Raw genomic sequence first — 21,228 nt, 5'->3', positions numbered from 1 at the left:
AATTAATACCAATAGCTTGCGGCAATAGACGCCGCAAGCACCCATCCCACATGGTTATTGTGTAAGAACGCGTGAAAGCACTTTTGCGGTTCACGGTACCATATGAGTCGATGCTGCCAAGCAAACAGCGCAGCGATAATGATAAGCCCGCAATGAAAGTACCACGAGAGTTGTAGTTGATAGCCAAGCCACACCAGTAACCCTAAGGTACCCAGCTGCAATACCGCAATGGCCAGACGGTCATAGCCACCGAACAATATGGCTGTCGATTTAACGCCAATTTTAAGGTCATCGTCACGATCGGCCATGGCGTATTCCGTGTCATAGGCCACGGTCCAACAGATGTTGGCCGCAAATAAGAGCCATGCGCTTACTGGGAGGCCTTGGTCTAAGGCGGTAAATGGCATGAGTACACCAAAGCTAAAGGCCACGCCGAGCACAACTTGCGGGAGTTGAGTGAAACGCTTACAGAATGGGTAAAGAGTGGCAACACCAGCTGCGGCGAAGCTAAGTAAAATCGTACTTTTGTTGAACTGCAAGACGATCAAAAACGCAATAGCCAACAATCCGATGAAGAGTGTAACGGCGTGCCAACTTTTTAGCTCGCCGGTAGCAAGCGGTCGACTTTGGGTTCGCGTAACATGGCCGTCAATTGCACGATCAGCAAAATCGTTGATAACGCATCCAGCGGAACGCATCACAAAGGCGCCAAGCAAAAATAACACGACTACTTTTAATGGGGGATTGCCTGATCCTGCAATAACCAGCGCTGCCAGCATGGGCCACGCTAACAATAACGTACCAATGGGGCGGTCAGCGCGCATTAAGCGCCATAAAGCGTTAATCATTTGGTAGCTCCTGCGCTAACGGGGACGCGCCGATGAAAACCTCGGCAACTAATACGTGTTGACCAGCGGCCGTGAAGCGGCTGCGGCGTCCCCATAAGGTTGTTGCCGGGTAACCTAGCTGTTGATGAAGCTGGCCGACTTTAGTGGTCGGGCCGAAGCTTGAAACTTCTACTGCACTGCGCGTGAGGTCGGGTTGTTTAAACAAGTGCTCGCCAAGCGGCTTATCGCCAAGATCTTCTAAGCGCAGTTGCTGTTGTGCTAACGCGCTAAACGGAAAAACACTGCGTGCAAAAACCCAAGGTTGGTCGTCACACCAAAGAATAACTTCACGTACGATGCAGCTGCTTTGTTGCCCAAGCCACGGCTGCTCGTCGGGAAGTAAGGGCGCCTCGCGTTGACCGAGTAACTGCACCTGAAATCGTTGACAGCAAGTTTTGAGTTTAGCCGTCAGGGAGCTTGGATCCAATAGCCAGTCCTTTGCCATGACTGACCCGTCAGGGAGCAAAGCCGACTTACACCAAGCCGCTTCGCCGCCTTGCGTGACGACTGGAAAGCGAATGTTAGGAAAGCGTGTCATCAGGATAGCTGTTTTTTCTTACGGAAGTATTCAACGTAACGCAGTGCAATGCCTAACACGAGTCCGGCGATGAGTCCGGCCGAGTGTGCCGTGTTGGCAACGCTCACCCAAAGTAAGTCAGTGTAACCAAGAAGTAGCCAAACAAGCATGAAAACAATCAGCCCAACTGGCAGAAATAAGGGGTGACGGGGGCGTTGCCATGACACCACGACCGCAAGGCCGAATAATCCGTATACGACTCCTGATAGGCCACCAAAATAAGGGCCGCTAACCATGAACTGCATAACGTTCGAAAATACGCCGCAGAAGACCAAGGCAATGACTAAGTAGGTCGAACCGTAGAACCGTTCAAAACGACCACCGAGATACCACCACCAGAAGACATTAAATAAAAAGTGGAGCAGGCTGAAGTGCAGTAATACTGGTGTTAATAGGCGCCAAGGTTGGCTCCACGGCACATCTGTAAAGGTGTCGCTGATCCGCAAAGCATCAAAAATAGCAGTGGCGAGCTGTGTGTTGAGAAGTGCAAAAACTAAACTAACTAAGGCAGCGAAGACAATCGTCACAATGCCTGCCTGTTGCAGCAGCTGTTGGACCATTGAATCTGGTTTGCTGGCTACTTGCGGCTTACTCTGCGAGGCACTTTCAAGCTCAGCTTCTGCGGCTTCAGGGTCAGCCTTGAACTCGTTAATCAAGTCCTTGGCGAGCGCTTTATAGCTAGACTGTGTTAACCAGAGCTCAAGTTGATTGCCATGTTCGCTTACGGTGACTGGTATCCCGCGACGTTGAAGATAACTGTGCAGACGTTTCATCATAACTGCATTGCGGGTTACCAGTAATTTTTGCATGGTTAGCTGCGCTCCACGGCATCCGGATGTTGTTGTGCCCAAGCAGTAAAGCCACCATCCATACTGCTGACAGGTTCAATACCTTGGTGGGCGAGATATTCGGCGGCACCTTGGCTACTATTACCGTGATAACAAACCACAACGACTGGCTGGTCATCTTCGAGTTCGGCGAGAAAGTCATTTAGCGTTGCATCCGTGAGGTGCACGGCCCCCGGAATGTGTCCCATAGCATAAGAACGAGCATCGCGAATGTCAGCGAATGCCGCTTTTTTTTGCTGCCACAGCTCGAAAGCTGTGGCGACATTCATGTGGGTCCAGTCACTCATGCGTTTTCCCAATCCAAAACGACTTTACCCGATTGCCCGGAAATCATGATTTCGAAGCCTTTTTCAAACTCACTTACGGGTAGATGATGGGTCAAAATCGGCGATAAATCGAGGCCAGATTGCAGCAAGCTTGCCATTTTGTACCAAGTTTCAAACATTTCACGACCGTAGATACCCTTGATCGTCAAACCCTTGAAGATAACTTGGTTCCAGTCAATCGCAACGCTTTGCGGTGGAATTCCCAGCATCGCAATCTTGCCACCATGATTCATTGTTTCGAGCATCTGCGAGAATGCTGAAGGAACGCCCGACATTTCTAAACCGACATCAAAGCCTTCTTTCATACCGAGTTCGGTCATGACGTCTTTAAGCTTCTCTTTGCTAACGTCAACTGCACGTGTCGCGCCCATTTTTAAGGCGAGGTCTAAACGGTACGGGTTCACGTCGGTGATCACAACATGGCGGGCGCCAACGTGGCGTGCTACTGCCGCCGCCATGATTCCAATCGGGCCAGCACCGGTGATGAGTACGTCTTCGCCGACGAGGTCAAACGCTAAGGCGGTGTGAACTGCGTTGCCGAAGGGGTCAAAAATAGCGGCAAGGTCGTCGCTAATATCGTCTGGCAACTTGAACGCATTTTCCGCAGGAATCACCAAGTACTCGGCAAAAGCGCCGGGGCGGTTGACGCCTACGCCAACCGTATTTCGGCACAAGTGGCGACGGCCAGCGCGGCAATTACGGCAGTGGCCGCAGGTGATGTGGCCTTCGCCGGAAACGCGGTCGCCGATGGCAAAGCCTCGCACGCCATCGCCCATGGCCGCCACTTCGCCTACGTATTCGTGGCCTACGACCATAGGTACAGGAATCGTTTGCTGTGACCATTCATCCCATTTGTAGATATGCACGTCGGTGCCGCAAATCGCGGTTTTCTTAATCTTGATGAGTAGGTCGTTGTAACCGTACTCAGGTTTTTCGGCATCGGTCATCCAAATACCGGGTTCGGCATGCAATTTTGCTAAAGCTTTCATATATATTGCCTCCGCTGGCGGGGTGACCGCTTAAATAATACCTAAGTCTTTACCAATGCGAATAAAAGCGTCAATGGCACGTTGTAGCTGCTCACGACTATGTCCTGCAGACATTTGTGTACGAATTCGCGCCTTACCTCGCGGCACGACCGGGAACGAGAAGCCAATAACGTAAATGCCTTCGGCCAACAAGCGGTCGGCCATTTCCGAAGCTACTTTAGCGTCACCAATCATAACTGGAATAATCGCATGGTCGGCGCCGCTCAAGGTAAATCCGGCTTTCGTCATTTCCGTACGGAAGTAGTTCGCGTTGTCCCATAGGCGTTGACGCAATTCGTCACCCTCTTCAAGCATCTGCAATACGCGAATGGAAGCTTGAACGATCGCTGGCGCAACCGAATTTGAGAACAAATAAGGACGTGAGCGTTGACGTAACCAATCAATCACTTGCTTCTTACCCGAGGTGTAACCGCCTGATGCGCCACCTAAAGCCTTGCCCAAGGTGCCGGTGATAATATCGACGCGGCCCATGACGTCACAGTATTCATGAGTGCCTTTGCCTTTTGCGCCAAGGAAGCCGGTCGCATGACAATCGTCCATCATGGTGAGTGCACCGTACTGATCAGCAAGGTCACAAATGCCTTTCATATTGGCGATGACGCCGTCCATTGAAAACACACCATCGGTGGCAATCAAGATATGGCGTGCGCCGTCAGCTTTTGCTTGCTTGAGCTGTGCTTCTAAATCGGCCATGTCGTTATTCTTGTAACGATAGCGTTTGGCTTTGCACAGACGAATGCCATCAATGATCGAAGCATGATTCAATTCGTCACTGATGATTGCATCTTCAGGGCCCATTAAGGTTTCAAACAGACCGCCGTTCGCATCGAAGCACGATGAGTACAAGATGGTATCTTCGGTACCTAAAAACGCACTGAGCTTTTGTTCAAGCGTTTTGTGGATGTCTTGCGTACCGCAAATAAAGCGCACCGATGCGGTACCAAAACCGTGTTCGTCGAGCCCTTGTTTTGCCGCCGCGATGAGATCAGGATGGTTGGCTAAACCTAAATAATTATTGGCGCAGAAATTGAGCACTGACTGACCATCACCTACTGTGATTTCGGCTGCTTGCTCGCTGGTGATAATACGTTCTTTTTTATAAAGCCCTTCTTGTTGTAGTTCTTCAAGCTGGGCGTCGAGCTGTTGATAAAAATCGTTCTTCATGTAATTCTCCGAGCTTTGATCAAGCTTACGCAGAGGTAAACGCTAGAATTTGTTCTATAGTTTACCTGATTTGCGGGGCATCGCGCATCCTCATTTCTTGTGTTGGAGGAAATTCATGCACAAGCGTGCTATCTACCCAGGAACCTTTGATCCTATTACCAATGGTCATGCAGACTTAATTGAGCGGGCGGCAAGTCTGTTCAGTGAAATAGTCGTGGGGGTGGCGAACAACCCCAGCAAGAACCCAATGTTTACACTCGAAGAGCGTGTTGAACTGGTACGCGAAGTAACGGCAGGGTTGCCTAATGTCACCGTTGTGGGTTTTGGCGGGCTGTTGGTCGATTTTGCCAAAGAGTATGGTGCGACAGTACTGATTCGTGGTTTACGAGCGGTATCTGATTTTGAATATGAATTTCAGATGGCCAATATGAACCGACGTTTGTATCCAGGCCTTGAAAGCGTATTTCTAACCCCGTCCGAAGAGAATTCATTCATTTCGTCGACATTAGTTAAAGAAGTCGCCCTACACCACGGTGATGTGCGTCAGTTTACGGCTAAAAACGTTGCTGAAGCCCTACAGGACAAAATTGCAGCAAGACAAAAATCGTAAAGAAACCGATAAGTTAAATGGTGGTCTGCGCGGCAGGCTACCATTTTTGCGCTTTTCAAGGTAAAATCGCGGCCCGTTTTCGTTTCATTTTAATTTGCTCAGACCAGACCCGCAGGAGTCCATCACATGACTGATCTGGATTTAGGCCAATATGGCATCACAGACGTCACTGAAGTTGTCCACAATCCTTCGTATGATGTGTTGTTCGAAGAAGAAACCCGCAGCGATCTTCAAGGTTATGAAAAAGGCGTTGTAACCAAGCTTGGCGCTGTTGCTGTCGACACCGGTATTTTTACCGGGCGCTCACCCAAAGACAAATACATTGTGCGCGACGAGACAACCAAGGACACCTTGTGGTGGGCTGACCAAGGCAAGAACGATAATAAGGCCATTTCGCCAGAAGTTTGGGCTGACCTGAAAGGCACAGTAACCGAACAATTATCGGGTAAGCGTTTGTTTGTTGTAGATACCTACTGTGGCGCTAACGAAGATACGCGTTTGTCAGTGCGTTTTATTACTGAAGTGGCATGGCAGGCACACTTCGTCAAAAACATGTTTATTCGTCCTAGCGACGAAGAATTGCAAACCTTCAAGCCGGACTTTGTTGTCATGAACGGTGCAAAATGCATCAATCCAAAATGGCAAGAGCACGGTCTTAACTCAGAAAATTTCGTGGCCTTCAACCTTACCGAGCGCATCCAATTAATCGGTGGTACGTGGTACGGCGGCGAAATGAAAAAAGGTATGTTCTCAATGATGAACTACTTTTTACCGCTACAAGGCATTGCCTCAATGCACTGTTCGGCCAACGTTGGCCAAGCAGGTGATGTAGCGATTTTCTTCGGTTTGTCAGGCACCGGCAAGACTACTTTGTCGACCGATCCTAAACGTGAACTCATTGGCGACGACGAGCATGGTTGGGACGACGATGGTGTGTTCAACTTTGAAGGCGGTTGTTATGCGAAAACCATCAACCTTTCAGAAGAAGCTGAACCAGATATCTACAACGCTATTCGTCGCGACGCACTGTTGGAGAATGTAACCGTTCTTGATGATGGTACAGTTGATTTCGACGACGGCTCGAAAACCGAGAACACTCGGGTTTCTTACCCGATTTATCATATCGATAATATCGTTAAGCCGGTCTCTAAAGCCGGTCATGCTAAGAAAGTGATTTTCTTGACGGCGGATGCTTTCGGTGTGTTACCTCCAGTATCCAAGCTCACCAAAGAGCAGACCAAGTACCACTTCCTCTCAGGCTTTACCGCTAAATTGGCAGGTACTGAACGTGGTATTACTGAGCCCACACCTACTTTCTCTAGCTGTTTTGGTGCAGCGTTTTTGACCTTGCACCCAACGCAATACGCGGAAGTTTTGGTGAAGCGTATGGAAGCTTCGGGTGCCGAAGCTTACTTGGTGAATACCGGTTGGAACGGTACTGGTAAGCGTATTTCCATCAAAGCAACGCGCGCTATTATTGATGCCATTCTCGATGGCAGTATTGAAGATGCAGAGTTCGTTAATCTGCCGTACTTCAACCTAGCAATGCCAACCGCATTAGCTGGTGTAGAAGACACTTCAATTCTCGACCCACGTAACACCTACGAAGACGTGAATGAGTGGGATTTGAAGGCGCATGATCTGGCGCGTCGCTTTGTCGCGAACTTTGAGAAATTTACCGACAATGAAGAAGGTCAGGCGCTCGTCGCTGCAGGTCCGCAGCTGTAATCAAGCTACGGCAAATGTGTTCAAAAGCCTCGCTATACAGCGGGGCTTTTTTGTATCTCAAGATCCAGCTCGGTCACGGTACAATTGCGGCCATTTGCCTTAGCGGTGTATAACGCCTCATCAGCCCGTCGCACTAGCGTAGATTCATCATCCCCTGCGTGAAAGCTAGCAACGCCAATACTGATGGTGATACGAATATCGGCATGAAAAATAAAAGCGGCGACGGCATGACGAATTTTTTCAGCGAGTACTTTGGCCTGTTGACGGGAACAGCTTTCAGCGACGAGAAGGAACTCTTCGCCGCCCCAACGTCCTAGCGTATCAGAACCGCGAGTGTTACTGCGTAGAAGTTGTGCGAGTTCAATTAAAATGCGGTCACCGACTTGATGCCCATAAGTATCATTGACCCGTTTAAAATGGTCGATATCCAACAGGATGACAGCAAACGCTTTTTGCTCACGCTTGGCCCGTTGCAAGCCGCGGCTGAGCGCCTGGTCGAGGCGACTACGGTTGACCAATCCGGTCAAGGGATCAGTAATTGCGATGTATTCTAAGCGCTCGCTGTGATCCTGCAGGTGGTGAAACGCTTCAGAGCGTGTTTTTTCAATGTGCCGGAGTACTGCAAAGAGCGCAGCTAGTGCAATCACTATATTCAGTAAAGCATGAACTGTAAAAGGAGCCGGTTGCCAAGTCTGTGATGCATATGCGACATAAATCAAATTCCCACCGACGACCAAACTACTTAAAATATGGCCCCAACGCCGACCAAGCAGAAAAAAAGCGACCGGAGGGTAGAGCGCAAGCCAGAACAACGAATAATCGTGGCCTTCCATGACCACAATATAAGCAAAGAGAACCAAGGCACAGGTCACTACCACAGCCCATGACACCCATAAAACGTGATGCGGCGCGCGTCGATGCCAATAGATGAGCACCAAGTTCAATAGACTGGTGCCCCAATGCATAAAGGCAACCCATTCAACCTTATTGATGGCGTAGTTAAGACTGCCCAATACTAAAAAAGTAATGAACATGACCCAGAGCAGGGCCCAGAGAAATTGGACCCGCCGGTAAAGCGGGTCCTGAGGAGTATTATTTAAGTTGCTCGGCATGCGGAAGCTCATGGCTAGGCGCTTCAGTACCGCCGGCCATCAAGAAGTGATCCATCCAACGCATGAGGCGCATGCTGTAGTCCAACTGCGCTGCCACGCGACGGTTACCATGGCCTTCACCAGGATACAGTACTAAGCGCACCGGTACGTTGCCATGCGTTTTCAGGTAGCGGTAGAGTTCCATCGATTGACTTGGATGTACGCGGGTATCTTCTTTACCGTGCATGATCAAAATAGGTGTGCGTGCCTTTTCGGCATGGTAAATAGGGCTACGTTCCAAATACCACTGCCATTTTTCCCAAGGGTAGCTGCGGGCGTGAACGGCATGCATTTCTTTCGCAATGTCGGTGGTACCGAACTTGGAAATGTTATCGCTAATACCAACGAACATTACACTGGCAGCCCAATGTTCAGTTTGTGCTGTTGCGCCCCAAGCCGAAGCAAAGCCACCGTATGATCCACCGGTGATACCGGCTTTTTCGTTGTCGACAAGGCCCATTTCAACAAGATGGTTTTTACCGTCGACAATGTCGTCGAACTCTTTACCGGCATAGTCATTTTGGCCGAGTTTCGAAAACTCAACGCCGCGACCTGTGCTACCGCGATAGTTAGGGAAAAACAGTGCATAACCCTGCTGCGCAGCGTATTTAACGGGGCTGCCATAACGGTCTAACCAACCATTGCTGTAATGAGACTCTGGGCCACCATGCACAACGGTGATTAACGGATAACGCGTACCTTCCTGATAATCAGTTGGGTAGACGAGGATGCCTTCAAGCTCAAGGCCATCACGTGCTTCGTAGCTGATGGTTTCTTGACGTGGCATAGTGATGTCAGCCAGCCAAGGGTTCGAATCGGTAAGGCGAATCAGGCTTTGGTTTTCAATGCGGAACAACTCAGTAGGGTGTGTCGCACGGTGAGCGCGAGCGTAGACCCCTGCTTGCTGAGGCGTTGCTTCAATATCGACCACAATAGCTTGGCCTGGCTCGAGCAATGTGCGAGTTTCGAGCCATTGCATGGTGATGGCACGTACTTCGCTTTCAGTACCCATGTGGCCTAAGTAAATTAATTCGTCATTGCGACGCCAGTCGATGTCTTGTACGTGACCAGGATAGTCAGGTAGTACTTCACGGACAGTATTTTGATTTTGTAAGTCAAATACAAATAGTCGGCCATCGGCTGGATCGTTGTAGTCTGCCGATCCAATCACCGCTAAATAGCGGCCGTTTGGAGAGAACTCGGCTTTGCCCAGCTTGCCTACAGTTTCAAAAGCGCTTTCTTGCGCACCAGCGTAGGACACGAGTTCATACTGGCTACTCATGTAGTTATCATCAACCAGAGCGGTCGGAGCAGTGCGCAACAGTAATTGTTCATGGCCAGGACGGAAGGCAACAGAATACACCTGACGGCCATCGGTAATTTGCGCCGCCATTGGCTCTTCGTTCGTCAAGTCCACCAACCAAGCATGAGTGAACTCGTTTTCTTCTTCGTAAACCTCAGCTTTGAAGCCTTTTTTAGCTAAGTCTTTGGTTTTTTTATTAGCTTCAGTCTGTGCGCGGAAAGCCAAGTAGCGGCCGTCGGCGCTCAGGGTATAGCTGTAGATGCTGTTGTCGTGGCTGAAAACCTTTTGCGCTTCACCACCATTCAGGGAGATTTTGTACAGACTTGTATGGTCGTCACCGTCACGTTTGCTGGTGAAATAAATGAAGTCGCCGTGGATACTTACATCGCCCACACCGTGTTTATCGGTGATAAATGGGACCGGCTCTTGCTCGCCGCGGACAACCAACAACTCAACGTAGTTACTGCCATCTTCATCAACATAAGGGGTACGCGGCACCACACGGGTGAAAGCAGCCACTTGGCCATCTTCACTAACAGCAACGCTGTTGATTGATTGCGTGGTAACGGTTTCTTGCAGCGTAATATCGCGCGCAAAGACTGACAAACTTAGGCTCGCACAGAGCGCTGTGAGACCGATTCGAAGGAACATCTTTCTCTCCTATAGTGTTATTTTTCTTCAACATAGTAGCAGCAAAATGGTTGACTTCCCACGAAATCAAGCCACTCTAAGCAAGACTAAGAATAATAAGGAAACTTAGTATGGCCGATCAAATCTGGATTGGGGTGATCCTCGTCACAGCTTTGGTGCTTTTTGTGATCGACCGTTGGCGTTATGACTTTGTCGCCATGGGCGCGCTGTTCGCTGCTTATATTGTGGGCCTTATCCCACGCCAAGACGTGTTTTCAGGTTTTGGTAATGCCGCGGTTATCACCGTCGCTGCAGTATTGGTAATCAGCCATGCGTTATGGCGTTCGGGGGTTGTCGATACGATGGCCAGCGGCGTCAAGCAAATGGGTGATCGGGTTTGGCTACAAATGATCGTCTTAACCAGCCTTACCACCTTTGTTTCGGCCTTTATAAGCAATACTGGGGCGATGGCGATTATGATTCCCGTTGCTTTACAGCTATCGCGGAATGGTGCCGGACATGCTTCGCTAATGCTAATGCCGATGGCGTTCGGTTCCTTACTCGGCGGTACGATCACCATGATCGGTACACCGCCAAATATTATCATTTCAGACATCCGTGCGAGCCATGGCGCCGAGCCCTTCGGGATTTTTGATTTTACCCCAGTTGGACTAGCGGTTGCAGTTGCTGGATTGGTGCTCATGTGGCTTACGGCGCATTGGCTGGTGCCGCGTAATAAAAGTCGTGACACTTCGACGTCTCCGTATGACGTCAGCGCTTACTTGACTGAACTTTACCTACCTGAGGGAGCAACACTGGTTGGGCATACGTTGTTTGAGTTTGAGTCCAAAATCAAAGAAAACTTTGCCGTGGTTGCGCTTAAACGTGGCAAACAGATGATCACTGCACCACCTCGTTATCAGCGTTTGCGGGCCGAAGATGTGCTCATTGTCGAGGCCGACGCTAGCACTTTGCAAGAAATCCTCGATGCCACAAAGTTCGAACTGAACGCTGAGGAAGAAATCGATACTCGGTTCTTGGTTTCCGACGAAATAAAGGTGATCGAAGGTATTGTTGGGCATGACTCACGTTTAATTGGCCGATCTGCCGCGGACTTGCGGTTACGCCATCGGTTTGGGGTAAACGTTCTCGCCGTAGCGCGAGAAGGACAGCCGTTAAAACCAAGCCTCTCTGATGTGCGTTTTAAGCCGGGAGATGTTTTGCTTCTGCAAGGTGACGCAGAGGTTTTGAACGATGTATTTAACCGTTTTGGCTGTTTTCCTTTAGCGCAACGTAGCTTACGGCTTGGCAAAAAACGCCAACTGATCATGCCGCTGGGTATTTTTGCCGGAGCGGTGTTGGCCAGTGCCTTTGACCTTTTAAGTGTGCCGGTGGCCTTTAGTATGGCGGCGGGACTGATGGTCTTGGCTAATGTTATCCCCATACGTGAGCTATACGAACACATTGAATGGCCGATTATTGTGCTGTTAGCGGCAACCATTCCGCTCGGCGGTGCATTGGAGCGTAGTGGTGCTGCAGATACCTTAGCGAGCATGGCTTTGTGGGTAAGTCAGGACGCTCCTGGGATGGTTGCGATAAGCCTGTTATTGGTCGTTACTATGCTGCTTTCGAATATTATTAATAATGCTGCCGCTGCAGTATTGATGGCGCCAATTGGGCTCAGTATGGCAAACACGTTAGAGGCGTCGCAGGACCCTTTTTTAATGGCGGTTGCGATGGGCGCATCATTGCCGTTCCTAACGCCAATTGGACACCAATCAAACATACTGGTCATGGGCCCTGGCGGTTACAAGTTTTCTGATTATTGGCGTTTAGGCCTGCCCTTGTCGGTGGCAATGGCGGTGGTGGCGTTGCTTATGATTTCGTTGACTTGGCCAATGTACGGGTAACCGCAGCGCCTCGTGCAACAATGCGCACTTGCGCTATGGTCGTTTCCAAAAGTTCGTGGCGTTCTGCTGCAGAGGCATCGAGTGCATCAGCACCGACACTGAACACGATGCGTACGATAGCGTCGGCGTGTAGCTCAGCAAGACTGCGTTCAAAGTCCTGCTCGTCGACGAGGTAGTCGACGAGTTCGGCTGTAAAATGTTCGACTTCACGTTGTACAGCAAGACGAAATTCACGCGAGTTTCCCGATTTTTCCTGTAGTAACAAGCGGAAGATAGCGGTGTTGTTAGCAACAAACTCCATAAACGTGGTGACCGAAGCGCGGATAATCGAACCACCTTTGGCAATCTGTTGGCGTGACTGGCGTAGTAATTGCCGCAAAGCGAGACCACCTTCATCAACCAAGGTCATACCTAGCTCTTCCATGTTTTGAAAATGGCGGTAAAACGACGTTGGCGCAATGCCGGCTTCCCGCGCAACTTCACGCAAGCTCAACGACGCATAGCCATGCTCAGCACTGAGCTGATTCATTGCCGCTTGGATCAGCGCCCGTCGCGTTTTCTCTTTTTGCGCGGCTCGTACACCTGCCATGACTGAACTTCCTTCGCGTTGGGTTGCCTAAAGTCGTGATTATGTCAGTGAACGCTTGTGCACGCAATTCGTCGATTTAAGGCAAATAATAGTTGCAAGGTACGGCAAAGATGCGTAAATTCAGCGTACACATGTTCGCTTAAAGTTTTGTGCTTACGAAATGCGAACATGCCGATTTTTTAATATAGGTTTTTTATGTCGAAGTCTTCAGTTGCAAAGCCAAAAGTCATTTGGCTCAATACCCTCGTTTTTGCTATCACTTTTCTCGTTGCTGCAGTAGGTGTGCCTTGGTATGGCCTAACGCAGGGTTTCTCCGCAGGCCTATGGTTTGCGCTCATTGGCACTATTGCTTTTGCCGGTATTTCAATTACTGCTGGCTACCACCGTTTGTGGTCACATCGCGCTTATGATGCGCATTGGTCACTGCGTGTGTTGTTTGCACTGGGTGGTGCATTAGCCGTACAAAACAGTGCGTTGCACTGGTCGTCAGATCATCGCGAACATCATAAGCATGTTGATGACAACGACAATGACCCGTATTCAGCTAAGCGCGGCTTTTGGTATTCGCACATCGGCTGGATGTTGCGCGAGTATCAAGCATCGCGTTATCACGACTACAACAATGTCAAAGACTTGCAGAATGACCGAGTGGTCATGTGGCAGCACCGCCATTATTTGACGCTGACACTACTGACGACAATCGGTTGGCCTGTCGCAGTTGGTTTGATGCTTGGTGACGTTTGGGGGGCGATTATCTTAGTCGGCTTCGCGCGCTTGGTGATCAACCATCACACGACCTTCTTTATTAATTCGCTGGCGCACATATGGGGTAAGCAAACTTACACCGACCGAAATACTGCGCGAGATAATGGCGTGTTGGCGTTACTTACCTTTGGTGAGGGCTACCATAATTTCCATCACATCTTCTCAGCGGATTATCGCAACGGCATTCGTTGGTGGCAGTTTGACCCGACCAAATGGCTCATTCGCAGTTGTTCGTGGTTAGGCTTAACGCGCAATTTGAAGCGTACGAATGGCTACCAAATTGAAAAGGCTAAGCTGGAAATGCAGTTCAAGAAAGCCAAAGCAACAGCGGCGATTGGTTGCGAGACAACCTTGCAGAAACTGCATGACGAGTATGATGCATTGATCTTGCGCTTACGCGAGTACTATCAAGCGCGCAAGCAATTGCTAGATAGTAAAACCAAAGCTTTGGCGGATCATGTACCAACGATGGATGACATGCATGCGAAAGTCGCAGAGTTACGCTCCGCTTTTGAAGAGCACAAGCGTAATTTCAAACAAATGCTGCGCACTCCACAGCTCGTTCAATCGTAAAAAAAGCGAGGCTGTACAAGCCTCGCTATGATTTTTCTAAAGTAGCTCTACGTGGTTTCGCGTAGAGCTATTTTTTTGCCTTCGCAAATGCTTCTGCAAATGCTGAGCCCATGGCGGAGTTTGCTGCAGGTTGAGGGCCTTTTGTTGTCGACCGTGGCTTATGACCTTTGTCGCCTTGTCGTGCCTTGCCCTTTGCTACTTCGGCTTTCTTGGCACTTGGTGCTGGCGTTTCGTCTTGCAAGCGCATGGTCAAGCTGATGCGCTTTCGCTGCACATCAACTTCAAGAACCTTCACTTTCACGATATCGCCAGCTTTAACAACTTCGCGTGGGTCGCTGACGAAGTTATTGGAGAGCGCACTAACATGGACAAGCCCGTCTTGATGCACACCAATATCAACAAATGCGCCGAAGGCAGCAACGTTGGAAACAACACCTTCAAGCGTCATACCGGGGCGTAAATCCTGCAAGGTGTCGACACCCTCTTTGAAGGTGGCGGTTTTAAACTCGGGACGCGGGTCACGGCCCGGTTTATCGAGTTCGCGAAGAATATCGCGAACCGTCGGCAAACCAAATTTTTCATCGGTGTAGCTTTGTGCGTTCAAGCCGCGTAAAAATTGACCATCACCAATCAGTTCTGTCACTTGTTTGTTATGGTCTGCGGCAATCTTTTCAACCAGAGGGTAGGCCTCAGGGTGAACCGCTGAGCGATCGAGCGGCTGATCGCCGTCCATAATGCGCATAAAGCCGGCGGCTTGCTCAAAGGATTTCGGCCCCATGCGCGCCACATCGAGGAGTGCCTTACGATTGGCAAAGCGACCGTTGCTGTCACGATGAGCGACAATATTCTGCGCGAGCGTTTTGTTCAAACCTGCGACGCGCGCAAGCAAGGCGACCGATGCGGTGTTGGCGTCGACCCCAACGGCGTTAACACAGTCTTCGACAACAGCATCAAGGCTTTGCGCCAATTGTGCTTGACTGACGTCGTGTTGATACTGGCCAACGCCAATAGATTTCGGCTCGATCTTGACCAGTTCGGCAAGTGGATCTTGCAGGCGTCGGGCAATAGAAACTGCGCCACGCAGCGAAACGTCGAGATCTGGGAATTCTTGCGCAGCTAACTCTGATGCCGAATAGACGGATGCGCCTGCCTCGTTAACAATGACCTTGTTCACCTTTAGATCGCTGTTGGCTTTCAGCATATCGCTGACCAATTTGTCGGTTTCGCGTGAATGAGTACCGTTGCCAATCGCAATCAGCTCGACTTTGTGCTGTTTGCACATGCCAGCTAAGGTACGCATTGCTTTATCAACCTGATTTTGTGGCTGAAACGGGAACACGGTATTGGTGCCAAGTACTTTGCCGGTACTGTCGACCACCGCGACTTTGATGCCGGTGCGTACACCCGGATCGAGACCCATGGTTGTTTTTGCGCCAGCTGGTGCGGCCATCAATAAGTCTTTAAGGTTATTCGCAAAGATCTTGATGGCATCCGCTTCAGCACGCTCGCGCACAGTGCCGAAGAGCTCGGTTTCCATGTGCAGCAACAACTTGATACGCCAAGTCCACTGAATGGTTTGCTGTAACCAAGCGTCAGCCGCACGGCCGGCAGGCGCAAACCCGAGGTGGTCGGCAACAAGTTGTTCGCCATAGCTACGTGCTTTGGGATCTTCTTGCTGCGGGTCGGCATCAAGTTTCAGTTGCAAGATGCCTTCATTGCGGCCTCGGAACAGCGCTAATGCGCGATGCGAAGGGATTTTCTTCAAGGCTTCGCTAAAAGCAAAGTAATCACGATATTTGGCGCCTTCTTGCTCCTTGCCGTTGGCAACAGTGCTCGCGATCTCGCCATTATTCCATAGATAATCACGAACTTTCTTCAATAATGCGGCATCTTCGGCGAAACGCTCCATTAGGATAAAACGCGCACCTTCGAGAACTGCTTTACTGTCGGCAAAACCTGCGTCGGCATTGAGGTACTCACCGGCGAGCGCCTCTGGATCTTGTGTCGGATCTTGCAACAGGGTGTCGGCAAGGGGTTCAAGACCCGCTTCAATGGCGATTTGCCCCTTCGTACGACGCTTTGGCTTGTAGGGTAGATACAGGTCTTCCAACTCAGTTTTTGACTGCGTCGCCAGAATGGCCTTCTCAAGCTCTGGGGTAAGCTTCTCTTGATCGCGAATGCTCGCCAAAATTACTTCGCGGCGGTCATTCAACTCGCGCAAATACGTTAGGCGTTGAGCAAGGTTACGTAACTGGGTGTCATCTAAACCGCCGGTTACCTCTTTGCGATAACGGGCGATGAATGGCACCGTAGCGCCTTCATCAAGCAGTGCGATTGCTGCTTGAACTTGTTGTGCGTTAACCGCTAACTCGGTCGCGATTTGCTGAGAAATCGAGCTCATAAAAAGTCTCTCTTGGTTACATCCTTTTGAGTTGCCGCGCAGTATAGCAGTCATTTTGCGCTGGTTGCGACCTCCTTACGTTGATTTGTCATGGTAGTTGCGGCGAGTGGTACATAGTAGCGTTGCTCGCGATAAAGCCACGAAGGTAACAAGGCCCACGCCAAGGCGCGCTTAGCTTCTTGTGGCGAGGCCTCGGCGAGGACGCCGAAACTGCGGTGCTCCAGTTCGTAAGTCGTTTGACGAGGGGGAGCATTAGGTTGCAAGACCGTAAGCTTTGCTGGTGTCGTAGCACCATCTAGGTACGCAAAGGTTTGATTAAATTGTAAAAATGCTCGATTTGCAGGTTCTGTAGTTGCGCTCAAGTCTTGCCCAAGCGTGGGTATGTAGGCAGACACACCTGCGAGTGACAGTAACGTAGGCGCTAAGTCTACTTGGCTGGTAACGCTGGTGAGTTTCCGCGGTTTTAGATCCGCGCCGAGAATAAGTCCAGGAATATGAAACTTGTCGACAGGGACTAAGGCATCACCGTAAACGCGGTTATCATGATCAGCAACGACTAAAAACAGAGTGTTTGACCAATAGTCGCTGGCTTTGGCTTGGTCGAGAAATTGGCCGAGTGCATAATCAGCATACTTAACCGCGTTTTCGACACTTTGTTGGGGAGCGTTAGCGGCCGGCGTGATTTTATTCTCAGGCAACTCAAAGGGCTCGTGATTGGACGATGTAAAAACCAATGAGAAAAAGGGTTGCTGCTGTTGCTGCAAGGTAACGAAGCGCTCGTGCGCTTTACTAAATAAATCTTCGTCACTGACGCCCCAACTGGATACAAAAGACGGTGCAGGGTAGTCGTTTTCATCGATAATGTGAGTAAAACCGTTGCCGGTGAAAAAGCTCCGCATATTGTCAAAGTGGGATTCGCCACCGTAGATAAATTCGGTGTGATAACCATTACGTTGCAAGGCATCAGCCAAGGTAAAGAACTTCTGCTGTGAACGGCTTAGTTTTACGGTGCTGCGCGCCGGCGTTGGCAAAAAGCCTGCCACCACAGCTTCGATGCCACGCACGGATCGTGTCCCAGTTGCGTAAAGTTGTTCAAACCACCAACCGGCTGCGGACCAACGCGCTAGTTCCGGTGTTAAACCACGTTCATAGAAGCCATAACCTAAGCTCTCTTCCAAAATAACCACAATATTCAGCGGTTGTTCACGCTGCACCGAAGCTTCTTGCCAATGTACTGTCGGGTAGTCCGCAAAGGGGAAGTTCTCACCTTGAAAATAATCGACTTGCTGAACGAAATCACGCAACTCAGTTTCACTCAACTTGCCATATTGCTCACTCGCAGCGTCCTCGTATTGCATATTGTACAGCGCGAATTCGACGGAATACGCAGAGCTAATAATGAGTGAGTTCACCAAAGCATCGCTGGTGCGGGCAAAAAATGCTGGATTAGCGGGCCGATGATCAAGAGTTGAGCGTATCGCTACAAGGGTGAGTATCAACAATAAAGGCCACACAAGTATGGCACTGCGATAGTTCGCAACCCTTGGTTGTGAACCTGCTGATCGTGCGAGCTTAATCAACAAAACGAATCCGCCGACGGTGAGTGCGATGGTAAGCAACAGCCAGCCTCTAAAGCCATACCAAAGTGTACTCATGACTTCTTTCGGGTACAGCAGGTATTCGATAAAAAGACGATTCGGGCGCACGTCGTATTGCGCGATAAATGCCGGCGTGGCGGCTTCCATAAAAAATAAAAACAGCAGGCCTATAACCAGCCAGATACGCAAGAAAGTTGTCCACCAGCGACGTAGTACCGGTAACAAGAGCAGCGGAGCAATAAGTAAAGGTATCGAGAGTAGGTAGCCAATAACGATGAGATCGGCACGAATACCACTTAATAAAAGTGTCGGCCAGTCAGGCATAGTGCTTACGCGCTCAAAATAAAGCCAAAAGAGCAAGAGCCGACTCATTGTTAGGCCCACAAGTCCGAGGCCTAACATGATGAACAGCGGGCGGTATGCGGAGAGGCCACGATGGATTGTTAGTACGCTCTTGTGCACGATGTTGCTCCTGATGAATGCTAGAGCAAATTGTGCAGTGGTAAGCTTAAGTGAAACTTAAGACGATAGCGTGGTTAATTCGCTTTTGTGCGCACGTAGTCGATGTCGGTGATGTACCAATAATGATGACCAGTGGGGGTGGTGACTTTAAACTCGTCATCGACCGACTTGCCAAGTGCAGCGCGTGCCATCGGGGCATCAATGGAGACCACAGTTTTGTCATCGTAGATTTCATCGGGGCCGACGATGGTAAAGGTCTTTTCTTCGCCGTTTTCGTTTTCAACGGTCACGGTAGCACCGAAAAAGACTTTACCTTCTTGAGCAGGGGCATAATCGACAATTTTAAGTACTTCGAGGCGCTTACGTAAAAAACGAATGCGGCGGTCTATCTGTCGCAGTTTTTGCTTGTTGTATTTGTAGTCAGCATTTTCCGAGCGATCGCCAAGGCTTGCCGCCCAAGCGACCTTTTCGGTAGTCTCGCGACGTTCGACACGCCATAAGTGATCCAGCTCAGCTTGCAGTTTTGCGAGGCCGATACGCGTGATCAGGTTGGTTTTTGCCATGATGAATACGATCTCAGTTGGGTGCGATGACGCTAAACAGCAGTCTTACACTTAATCCCTGTTGTGTGGAGCTTTCGAAAGTCACCGTAATAGTATGAAGATCGGCGATGCGTTTGACAATGGAAAGCCCAAGCCCGGCGCCTTCTAAGTGTCGGGTTTCGGGGTGGCGGAAGAAGCGCTCGCCCAAGCGTTGCAAATCATTAGCAGGCACGCCCGGGCCATTGTCACGGATGATCAACTCGACGCCGTTAGCGTGCTGTCGCGAAGTCACTTCAACTACGCCATTGTCGGCAGCGTATTTAGCCGCGTTCTGTAATAAGTTACGAATCATCACTGTGAGCAGAGTAGGTAGGCCTAGAACGGCAGGAGTTTGCGCGAGATTTAGCCGCCATTCGCAATGCGCACTCAAAGGTTCAGGGAGCTCCGCTAATGCTTCGTGGACTACCGCTTCAAGTGAAACCGTTGCTAACTGATCGTGACTGAGTTGCGTACCGTCAAGCTTAGTGAGCAACAGTAGTTGATTGACCAAATGGGTTAAACGCTCAGTGGCATGTTGCACAGCTTCAATGCTCTGTGGGTCGTTAGGATTAATTTGGTCTGCATGCAAGCGCAGTGCGGCGAGTGGGGTGCGAAGCTCATGAGAGGCATCGGCAATAAAGTTCTTCTCGCGTTCTAAATAGGTATGTATACGAGCTAAAAGTGAATTAATGTTGGCTTGTATGGGTCTCAGCTCGCTGGGTAGCCGCGCTTGAACAGGACTAAAATCACCTGCGTCACGTTGTTGTAATTGTTGAGCGAATAAGCGTACAGGGCGCATGAACCAGACAATGCTAAGCAAGATCGCGAGTGACAATGGTAACCACGTTAGTAGCACTATCCAGCGTTGATTTGTGGTGATGTAAGTCGATAACTCACTGCGGACGTCCTCGCGCTGAGCCGTGTAAATCCATGTTTGTGTGTGCTCGTCAAAGTAACTAAAACCAATCCACTTAAAATCTCCACGCTGTAGCTCGTGGTAGCCTGGAAGTGGTTTAGATAGTGGTGCGCCGAGCGCATTTTCGCTGGCGAGTAGTAACTTTCCATCAACTCCCCAGACCTGAAAAGCAAGCTTTCGTTCATAGGGGTGACCGTCGGATTGTCGCTCATCGCCTTCTTCCGCATAAGTACTTGGCAGTGGAGGCAATTCTATTATTCTGGGTTCGCCGAGTCGGTCAAGAAAACCAGGGTCATGAATAAGGCTTTTTAAAACGCGGGTGGTCTGTGCCAGTTCAGCATCAAAAACTTCATCCAGTTCATGCAAGGTTATCCGGTAATTAAGCCAGGCGCCGAGCACGAGTACCGCAATGACGACACAATTTGTGCTGAGTAGAAGTTGACGGCGCAACGATAGTGACTTCATGCCTCTTTACCTTGGTAGTCCTGATTCAATATGTACCCCACGCCTCTTACGTTACGTAGCAGAGTGCGGCCAAGCTTTTTGCGTAAGTGGTGAAGGTGGACTTCAATAGCGTTACTTTCCACTTCTGAATCCCAGCCGTATAACACCGACTCTAGGTGTTCGCGTGACAAAATGCGTTTAGGGTTAAGCATGAATTCTTTTAACAGCAGCCATTCGCGGCGCGTTAAGGTAATGGCTTCATCATCAACACGTACATCTTGCGTGGCAAGGTCGATGATTAAATTACGCCATTGCAGCTCGTCGGATTGTCGGCCTTGGTGGCGCCGAACAAGAACGCGAATGCGAGCTTCGAGTTCGCGCAAGTCAAACGGCTTCACCATATAATCATCGGCCCCTGCGTCGAGCGCTGCCACTTTTTTATCGACATCGTCCCAAGCAGTAAGCACCAAAATGGGGGCGTTAAGGCCAGCGGACTTTACCTTTGCGATAAAAGGAATCGCTAAACCATCAGGAAGACCCAGATCGAGAATTAATAACTGAAAAGTATCAGTACTCAGTGCACTTGCCGCCTGGCTCTGACTGGTGCAATGCTCAACATGGTAGCCCAATTTCTTGAGGCCAGAAACAATGCCTTCGGCAATTAATCTGTCATCTTCAATGAGCAATAAACGCATAGGTTGTCCATGAGTGAAACT

At 49.9% G+C, this 21,228-nt stretch carries 18 protein-coding genes; 4 read left to right on the top strand and 14 right to left on the bottom strand.

Annotated elements, in window-relative coordinates; genetic code table 11:
• Window positions 1-2 precede the first annotated feature (2 nt).
• The 6 genes from ubiA to kbl are packed head-to-tail and all read right to left on the bottom strand — an operon-like array spanning window position 3 to window position 4,851.
• Entirely contained in the window at window positions 3-848 is an 846-nt protein-coding gene (gene ubiA / locus CWI70_RS07240) for a 4-hydroxybenzoate octaprenyltransferase (protein WP_126771846.1), read from the bottom strand.
• Window positions 841-1,425 (bottom strand): chorismate--pyruvate lyase family protein, encoded by a 585-nt coding sequence (locus CWI70_RS07235; protein WP_126771844.1) that lies wholly within the window; start codon window positions 1,423-1,425, stop codon window positions 841-843. Before CWI70_RS07235 ends, ubiA begins: the two co-directional genes overlap by 8 nt.
• Complete coding sequence (locus CWI70_RS07230) at window positions 1,425-2,273, bottom strand: rhomboid family intramembrane serine protease (protein WP_126771842.1); 849 nt, start codon at window positions 2,271-2,273, stop codon at window positions 1,425-1,427. The genes CWI70_RS07235 and CWI70_RS07230 overlap by 1 nt, the downstream gene beginning before the upstream one ends.
• 2 nt (window positions 2,274-2,275) lie before the next feature.
• The gene (glpE, locus tag CWI70_RS07225; protein ID WP_126771840.1) at window positions 2,276-2,599 is read right to left on the bottom strand and encodes a thiosulfate sulfurtransferase GlpE; all 324 of its coding nucleotides are present in this window, start codon (window positions 2,597-2,599) and stop codon (window positions 2,276-2,278) included.
• Window positions 2,596-3,627, bottom strand: a complete 1,032-nt coding sequence (tdh, locus tag CWI70_RS07220; RefSeq protein WP_126771838.1) for an L-threonine 3-dehydrogenase — start codon at window positions 3,625-3,627, stop codon at window positions 2,596-2,598. The genes glpE and tdh overlap by 4 nt, the downstream gene beginning before the upstream one ends.
• A gap of 30 nt (window positions 3,628-3,657) precedes the next feature.
• Entirely contained in the window at window positions 3,658-4,851 is a 1,194-nt protein-coding gene (kbl, locus tag CWI70_RS07215; protein ID WP_126771836.1) for a glycine C-acetyltransferase, read from the bottom strand.
• A gap of 115 nt (window positions 4,852-4,966) precedes the next feature.
• Here kbl and coaD point away from each other — a divergent pair, with 115 nt between their 5' ends.
• Together coaD and pckA are read left to right on the top strand one after the other, a co-directional pair.
• A complete protein-coding gene (gene coaD / locus CWI70_RS07210) occupies window positions 4,967-5,461 on the top strand; it encodes a pantetheine-phosphate adenylyltransferase (RefSeq protein ID WP_126771834.1) in 495 nt (164 codons plus the stop codon).
• 126 nt (window positions 5,462-5,587) lie between these two features.
• Window positions 5,588-7,189, top strand: coding sequence for a phosphoenolpyruvate carboxykinase (ATP) (gene pckA / locus CWI70_RS07205; protein ID WP_126771832.1), 1,602 nt, complete (start codon window positions 5,588-5,590; stop codon window positions 7,187-7,189).
• A 32-nt stretch (window positions 7,190-7,221) separates the two neighbouring features.
• Here the strand turns inward: pckA and CWI70_RS07200 are convergent, their stop codons facing one another.
• Both CWI70_RS07200 and CWI70_RS07195 read right to left on the bottom strand, forming a co-directional pair.
• Entirely contained in the window at window positions 7,222-8,301 is a 1,080-nt protein-coding gene (locus CWI70_RS07200; protein WP_157980882.1) for a diguanylate cyclase domain-containing protein, read from the bottom strand.
• Window positions 8,282-10,294, bottom strand: a complete 2,013-nt coding sequence (locus tag CWI70_RS07195) for a S9 family peptidase (protein ID WP_126771828.1) — start codon at window positions 10,292-10,294, stop codon at window positions 8,282-8,284. The genes CWI70_RS07200 and CWI70_RS07195 overlap by 20 nt, the downstream gene beginning before the upstream one ends.
• 110 nt (window positions 10,295-10,404) lie before the next feature.
• On the opposite strand from CWI70_RS07195, the gene CWI70_RS07190 reads away from it, so the two are divergent.
• Window positions 10,405-12,183, top strand: coding sequence for an SLC13 family permease (locus CWI70_RS07190; protein ID WP_126771826.1), 1,779 nt, complete (start codon window positions 10,405-10,407; stop codon window positions 12,181-12,183).
• Here the strand turns inward: CWI70_RS07190 and fabR are convergent.
• Window positions 12,149-12,772, bottom strand: coding sequence for an HTH-type transcriptional repressor FabR (gene fabR, locus CWI70_RS07185; protein ID WP_126771824.1), 624 nt, complete (start codon window positions 12,770-12,772; stop codon window positions 12,149-12,151). The genes CWI70_RS07190 and fabR overlap by 35 nt on opposite strands.
• Window positions 12,773-12,967: 195 nt before the next feature.
• Here fabR and CWI70_RS07180 point away from each other — a divergent pair, with 195 nt between their 5' ends.
• A complete protein-coding gene (locus tag CWI70_RS07180; protein WP_126771822.1) occupies window positions 12,968-14,110 on the top strand; it encodes an acyl-CoA desaturase in 1,143 nt (380 codons plus the stop codon).
• Between the two features lie 67 nt (window positions 14,111-14,177).
• On the opposite strand, the gene CWI70_RS07175 is transcribed toward CWI70_RS07180, so the two are convergent.
• From CWI70_RS07175 to CWI70_RS07155, 5 genes are all read right to left on the bottom strand, one after another.
• Complete coding sequence (locus CWI70_RS07175; RefSeq protein WP_126771821.1) at window positions 14,178-16,511, bottom strand: Tex family protein; 2,334 nt, start codon at window positions 16,509-16,511, stop codon at window positions 14,178-14,180.
• A 50-nt stretch (window positions 16,512-16,561) separates the two neighbouring features.
• Entirely contained in the window at window positions 16,562-18,481 is a 1,920-nt protein-coding gene (locus CWI70_RS07170) for an LTA synthase family protein (RefSeq protein WP_241967836.1), read from the bottom strand.
• A 164-nt stretch (window positions 18,482-18,645) separates the two neighbouring features.
• Window positions 18,646-19,134, bottom strand: a complete 489-nt coding sequence (gene greB, locus CWI70_RS07165) for a transcription elongation factor GreB (RefSeq protein WP_126771819.1) — start codon at window positions 19,132-19,134, stop codon at window positions 18,646-18,648.
• Window positions 19,135-19,147: 13 nt separating this feature from the next.
• Window positions 19,148-20,533 carry an ATP-binding protein gene (locus tag CWI70_RS07160; RefSeq protein WP_126771817.1) on the bottom strand — a complete coding sequence of 462 codons (1,386 nt, stop codon included), beginning with the start codon at window positions 20,531-20,533 and terminating at the stop codon, window positions 19,148-19,150.
• On the bottom strand, window positions 20,530-21,207 hold the full coding sequence (locus tag CWI70_RS07155; RefSeq protein ID WP_126771815.1) for a response regulator: 678 nt from the start codon (window positions 21,205-21,207) through the stop codon (window positions 20,530-20,532). Before CWI70_RS07155 ends, CWI70_RS07160 begins: the two co-directional genes overlap by 4 nt.
• Between the last annotated feature and the right edge of the window lie 21 nt (window positions 21,208-21,228).

It is taken from the genome of Pseudidiomarina homiensis (assembly GCF_003987225.1).
GTDB classification, from domain to species: domain Bacteria; phylum Pseudomonadota; class Gammaproteobacteria; order Enterobacterales; family Alteromonadaceae; genus Pseudidiomarina; species Pseudidiomarina homiensis.
This window is presented reverse-complemented; position numbering and strand designations above follow the sequence as displayed.

What these genes read in the sequence shown, in the direction of transcription:
- ubiA (WP_126771846.1), bottom strand. Translation starts at nt 848, where the DNA reads ATGATTAACGCTTTATGGCGCTTAATGCGCGCTGACCGCCCCATTGGT.
- CWI70_RS07235 (WP_126771844.1), bottom strand. Translation starts at nt 1,425, where the DNA reads ATGACACGCTTTCCTAACATTCGCTTTCCAGTCGTCACGCAAGGCGGC.
- CWI70_RS07230 (WP_126771842.1), bottom strand. Translation starts at nt 2,273, where the DNA reads ATGCAAAAATTACTGGTAACCCGCAATGCAGTTATGATGAAACGTCTG.
- glpE (WP_126771840.1), bottom strand. Translation starts at nt 2,599, where the DNA reads ATGAGTGACTGGACCCACATGAATGTCGCCACAGCTTTCGAGCTGTGG.
- tdh (WP_126771838.1), bottom strand. Translation starts at nt 3,627, where the DNA reads ATGAAAGCTTTAGCAAAATTGCATGCCGAACCCGGTATTTGGATGACC.
- kbl (WP_126771836.1), bottom strand. Translation starts at nt 4,851, where the DNA reads ATGAAGAACGATTTTTATCAACAGCTCGACGCCCAGCTTGAAGAACTA.
- coaD (WP_126771834.1), top strand. Translation starts at nt 4,967, where the DNA reads ATGCACAAGCGTGCTATCTACCCAGGAACCTTTGATCCTATTACCAAT.
- pckA (WP_126771832.1), top strand. Translation starts at nt 5,588, where the DNA reads ATGACTGATCTGGATTTAGGCCAATATGGCATCACAGACGTCACTGAA.
- CWI70_RS07200 (WP_157980882.1), bottom strand. Translation starts at nt 8,301, where the DNA reads ATGCCGAGCAACTTAAATAATACTCCTCAGGACCCGCTTTACCGGCGG.
- CWI70_RS07195 (WP_126771828.1), bottom strand. Translation starts at nt 10,294, where the DNA reads ATGTTCCTTCGAATCGGTCTCACAGCGCTCTGTGCGAGCCTAAGTTTG.
- CWI70_RS07190 (WP_126771826.1), top strand. Translation starts at nt 10,405, where the DNA reads ATGGCCGATCAAATCTGGATTGGGGTGATCCTCGTCACAGCTTTGGTG.
- fabR (WP_126771824.1), bottom strand. Translation starts at nt 12,772, where the DNA reads ATGGCAGGTGTACGAGCCGCGCAAAAAGAGAAAACGCGACGGGCGCTG.
- CWI70_RS07180 (WP_126771822.1), top strand. Translation starts at nt 12,968, where the DNA reads ATGTCGAAGTCTTCAGTTGCAAAGCCAAAAGTCATTTGGCTCAATACC.
- CWI70_RS07175 (WP_126771821.1), bottom strand. Translation starts at nt 16,511, where the DNA reads ATGAGCTCGATTTCTCAGCAAATCGCGACCGAGTTAGCGGTTAACGCA.
- CWI70_RS07170 (WP_241967836.1), bottom strand. Translation starts at nt 18,481, where the DNA reads ATGAGTCGGCTCTTGCTCTTTTGGCTTTATTTTGAGCGCGTAAGCACT.
- greB (WP_126771819.1), bottom strand. Translation starts at nt 19,134, where the DNA reads ATGGCAAAAACCAACCTGATCACGCGTATCGGCCTCGCAAAACTGCAA.
- CWI70_RS07160 (WP_126771817.1), bottom strand. Translation starts at nt 20,533, where the DNA reads ATGAAGTCACTATCGTTGCGCCGTCAACTTCTACTCAGCACAAATTGT.
- CWI70_RS07155 (WP_126771815.1), bottom strand. Translation starts at nt 21,207, where the DNA reads ATGCGTTTATTGCTCATTGAAGATGACAGATTAATTGCCGAAGGCATT.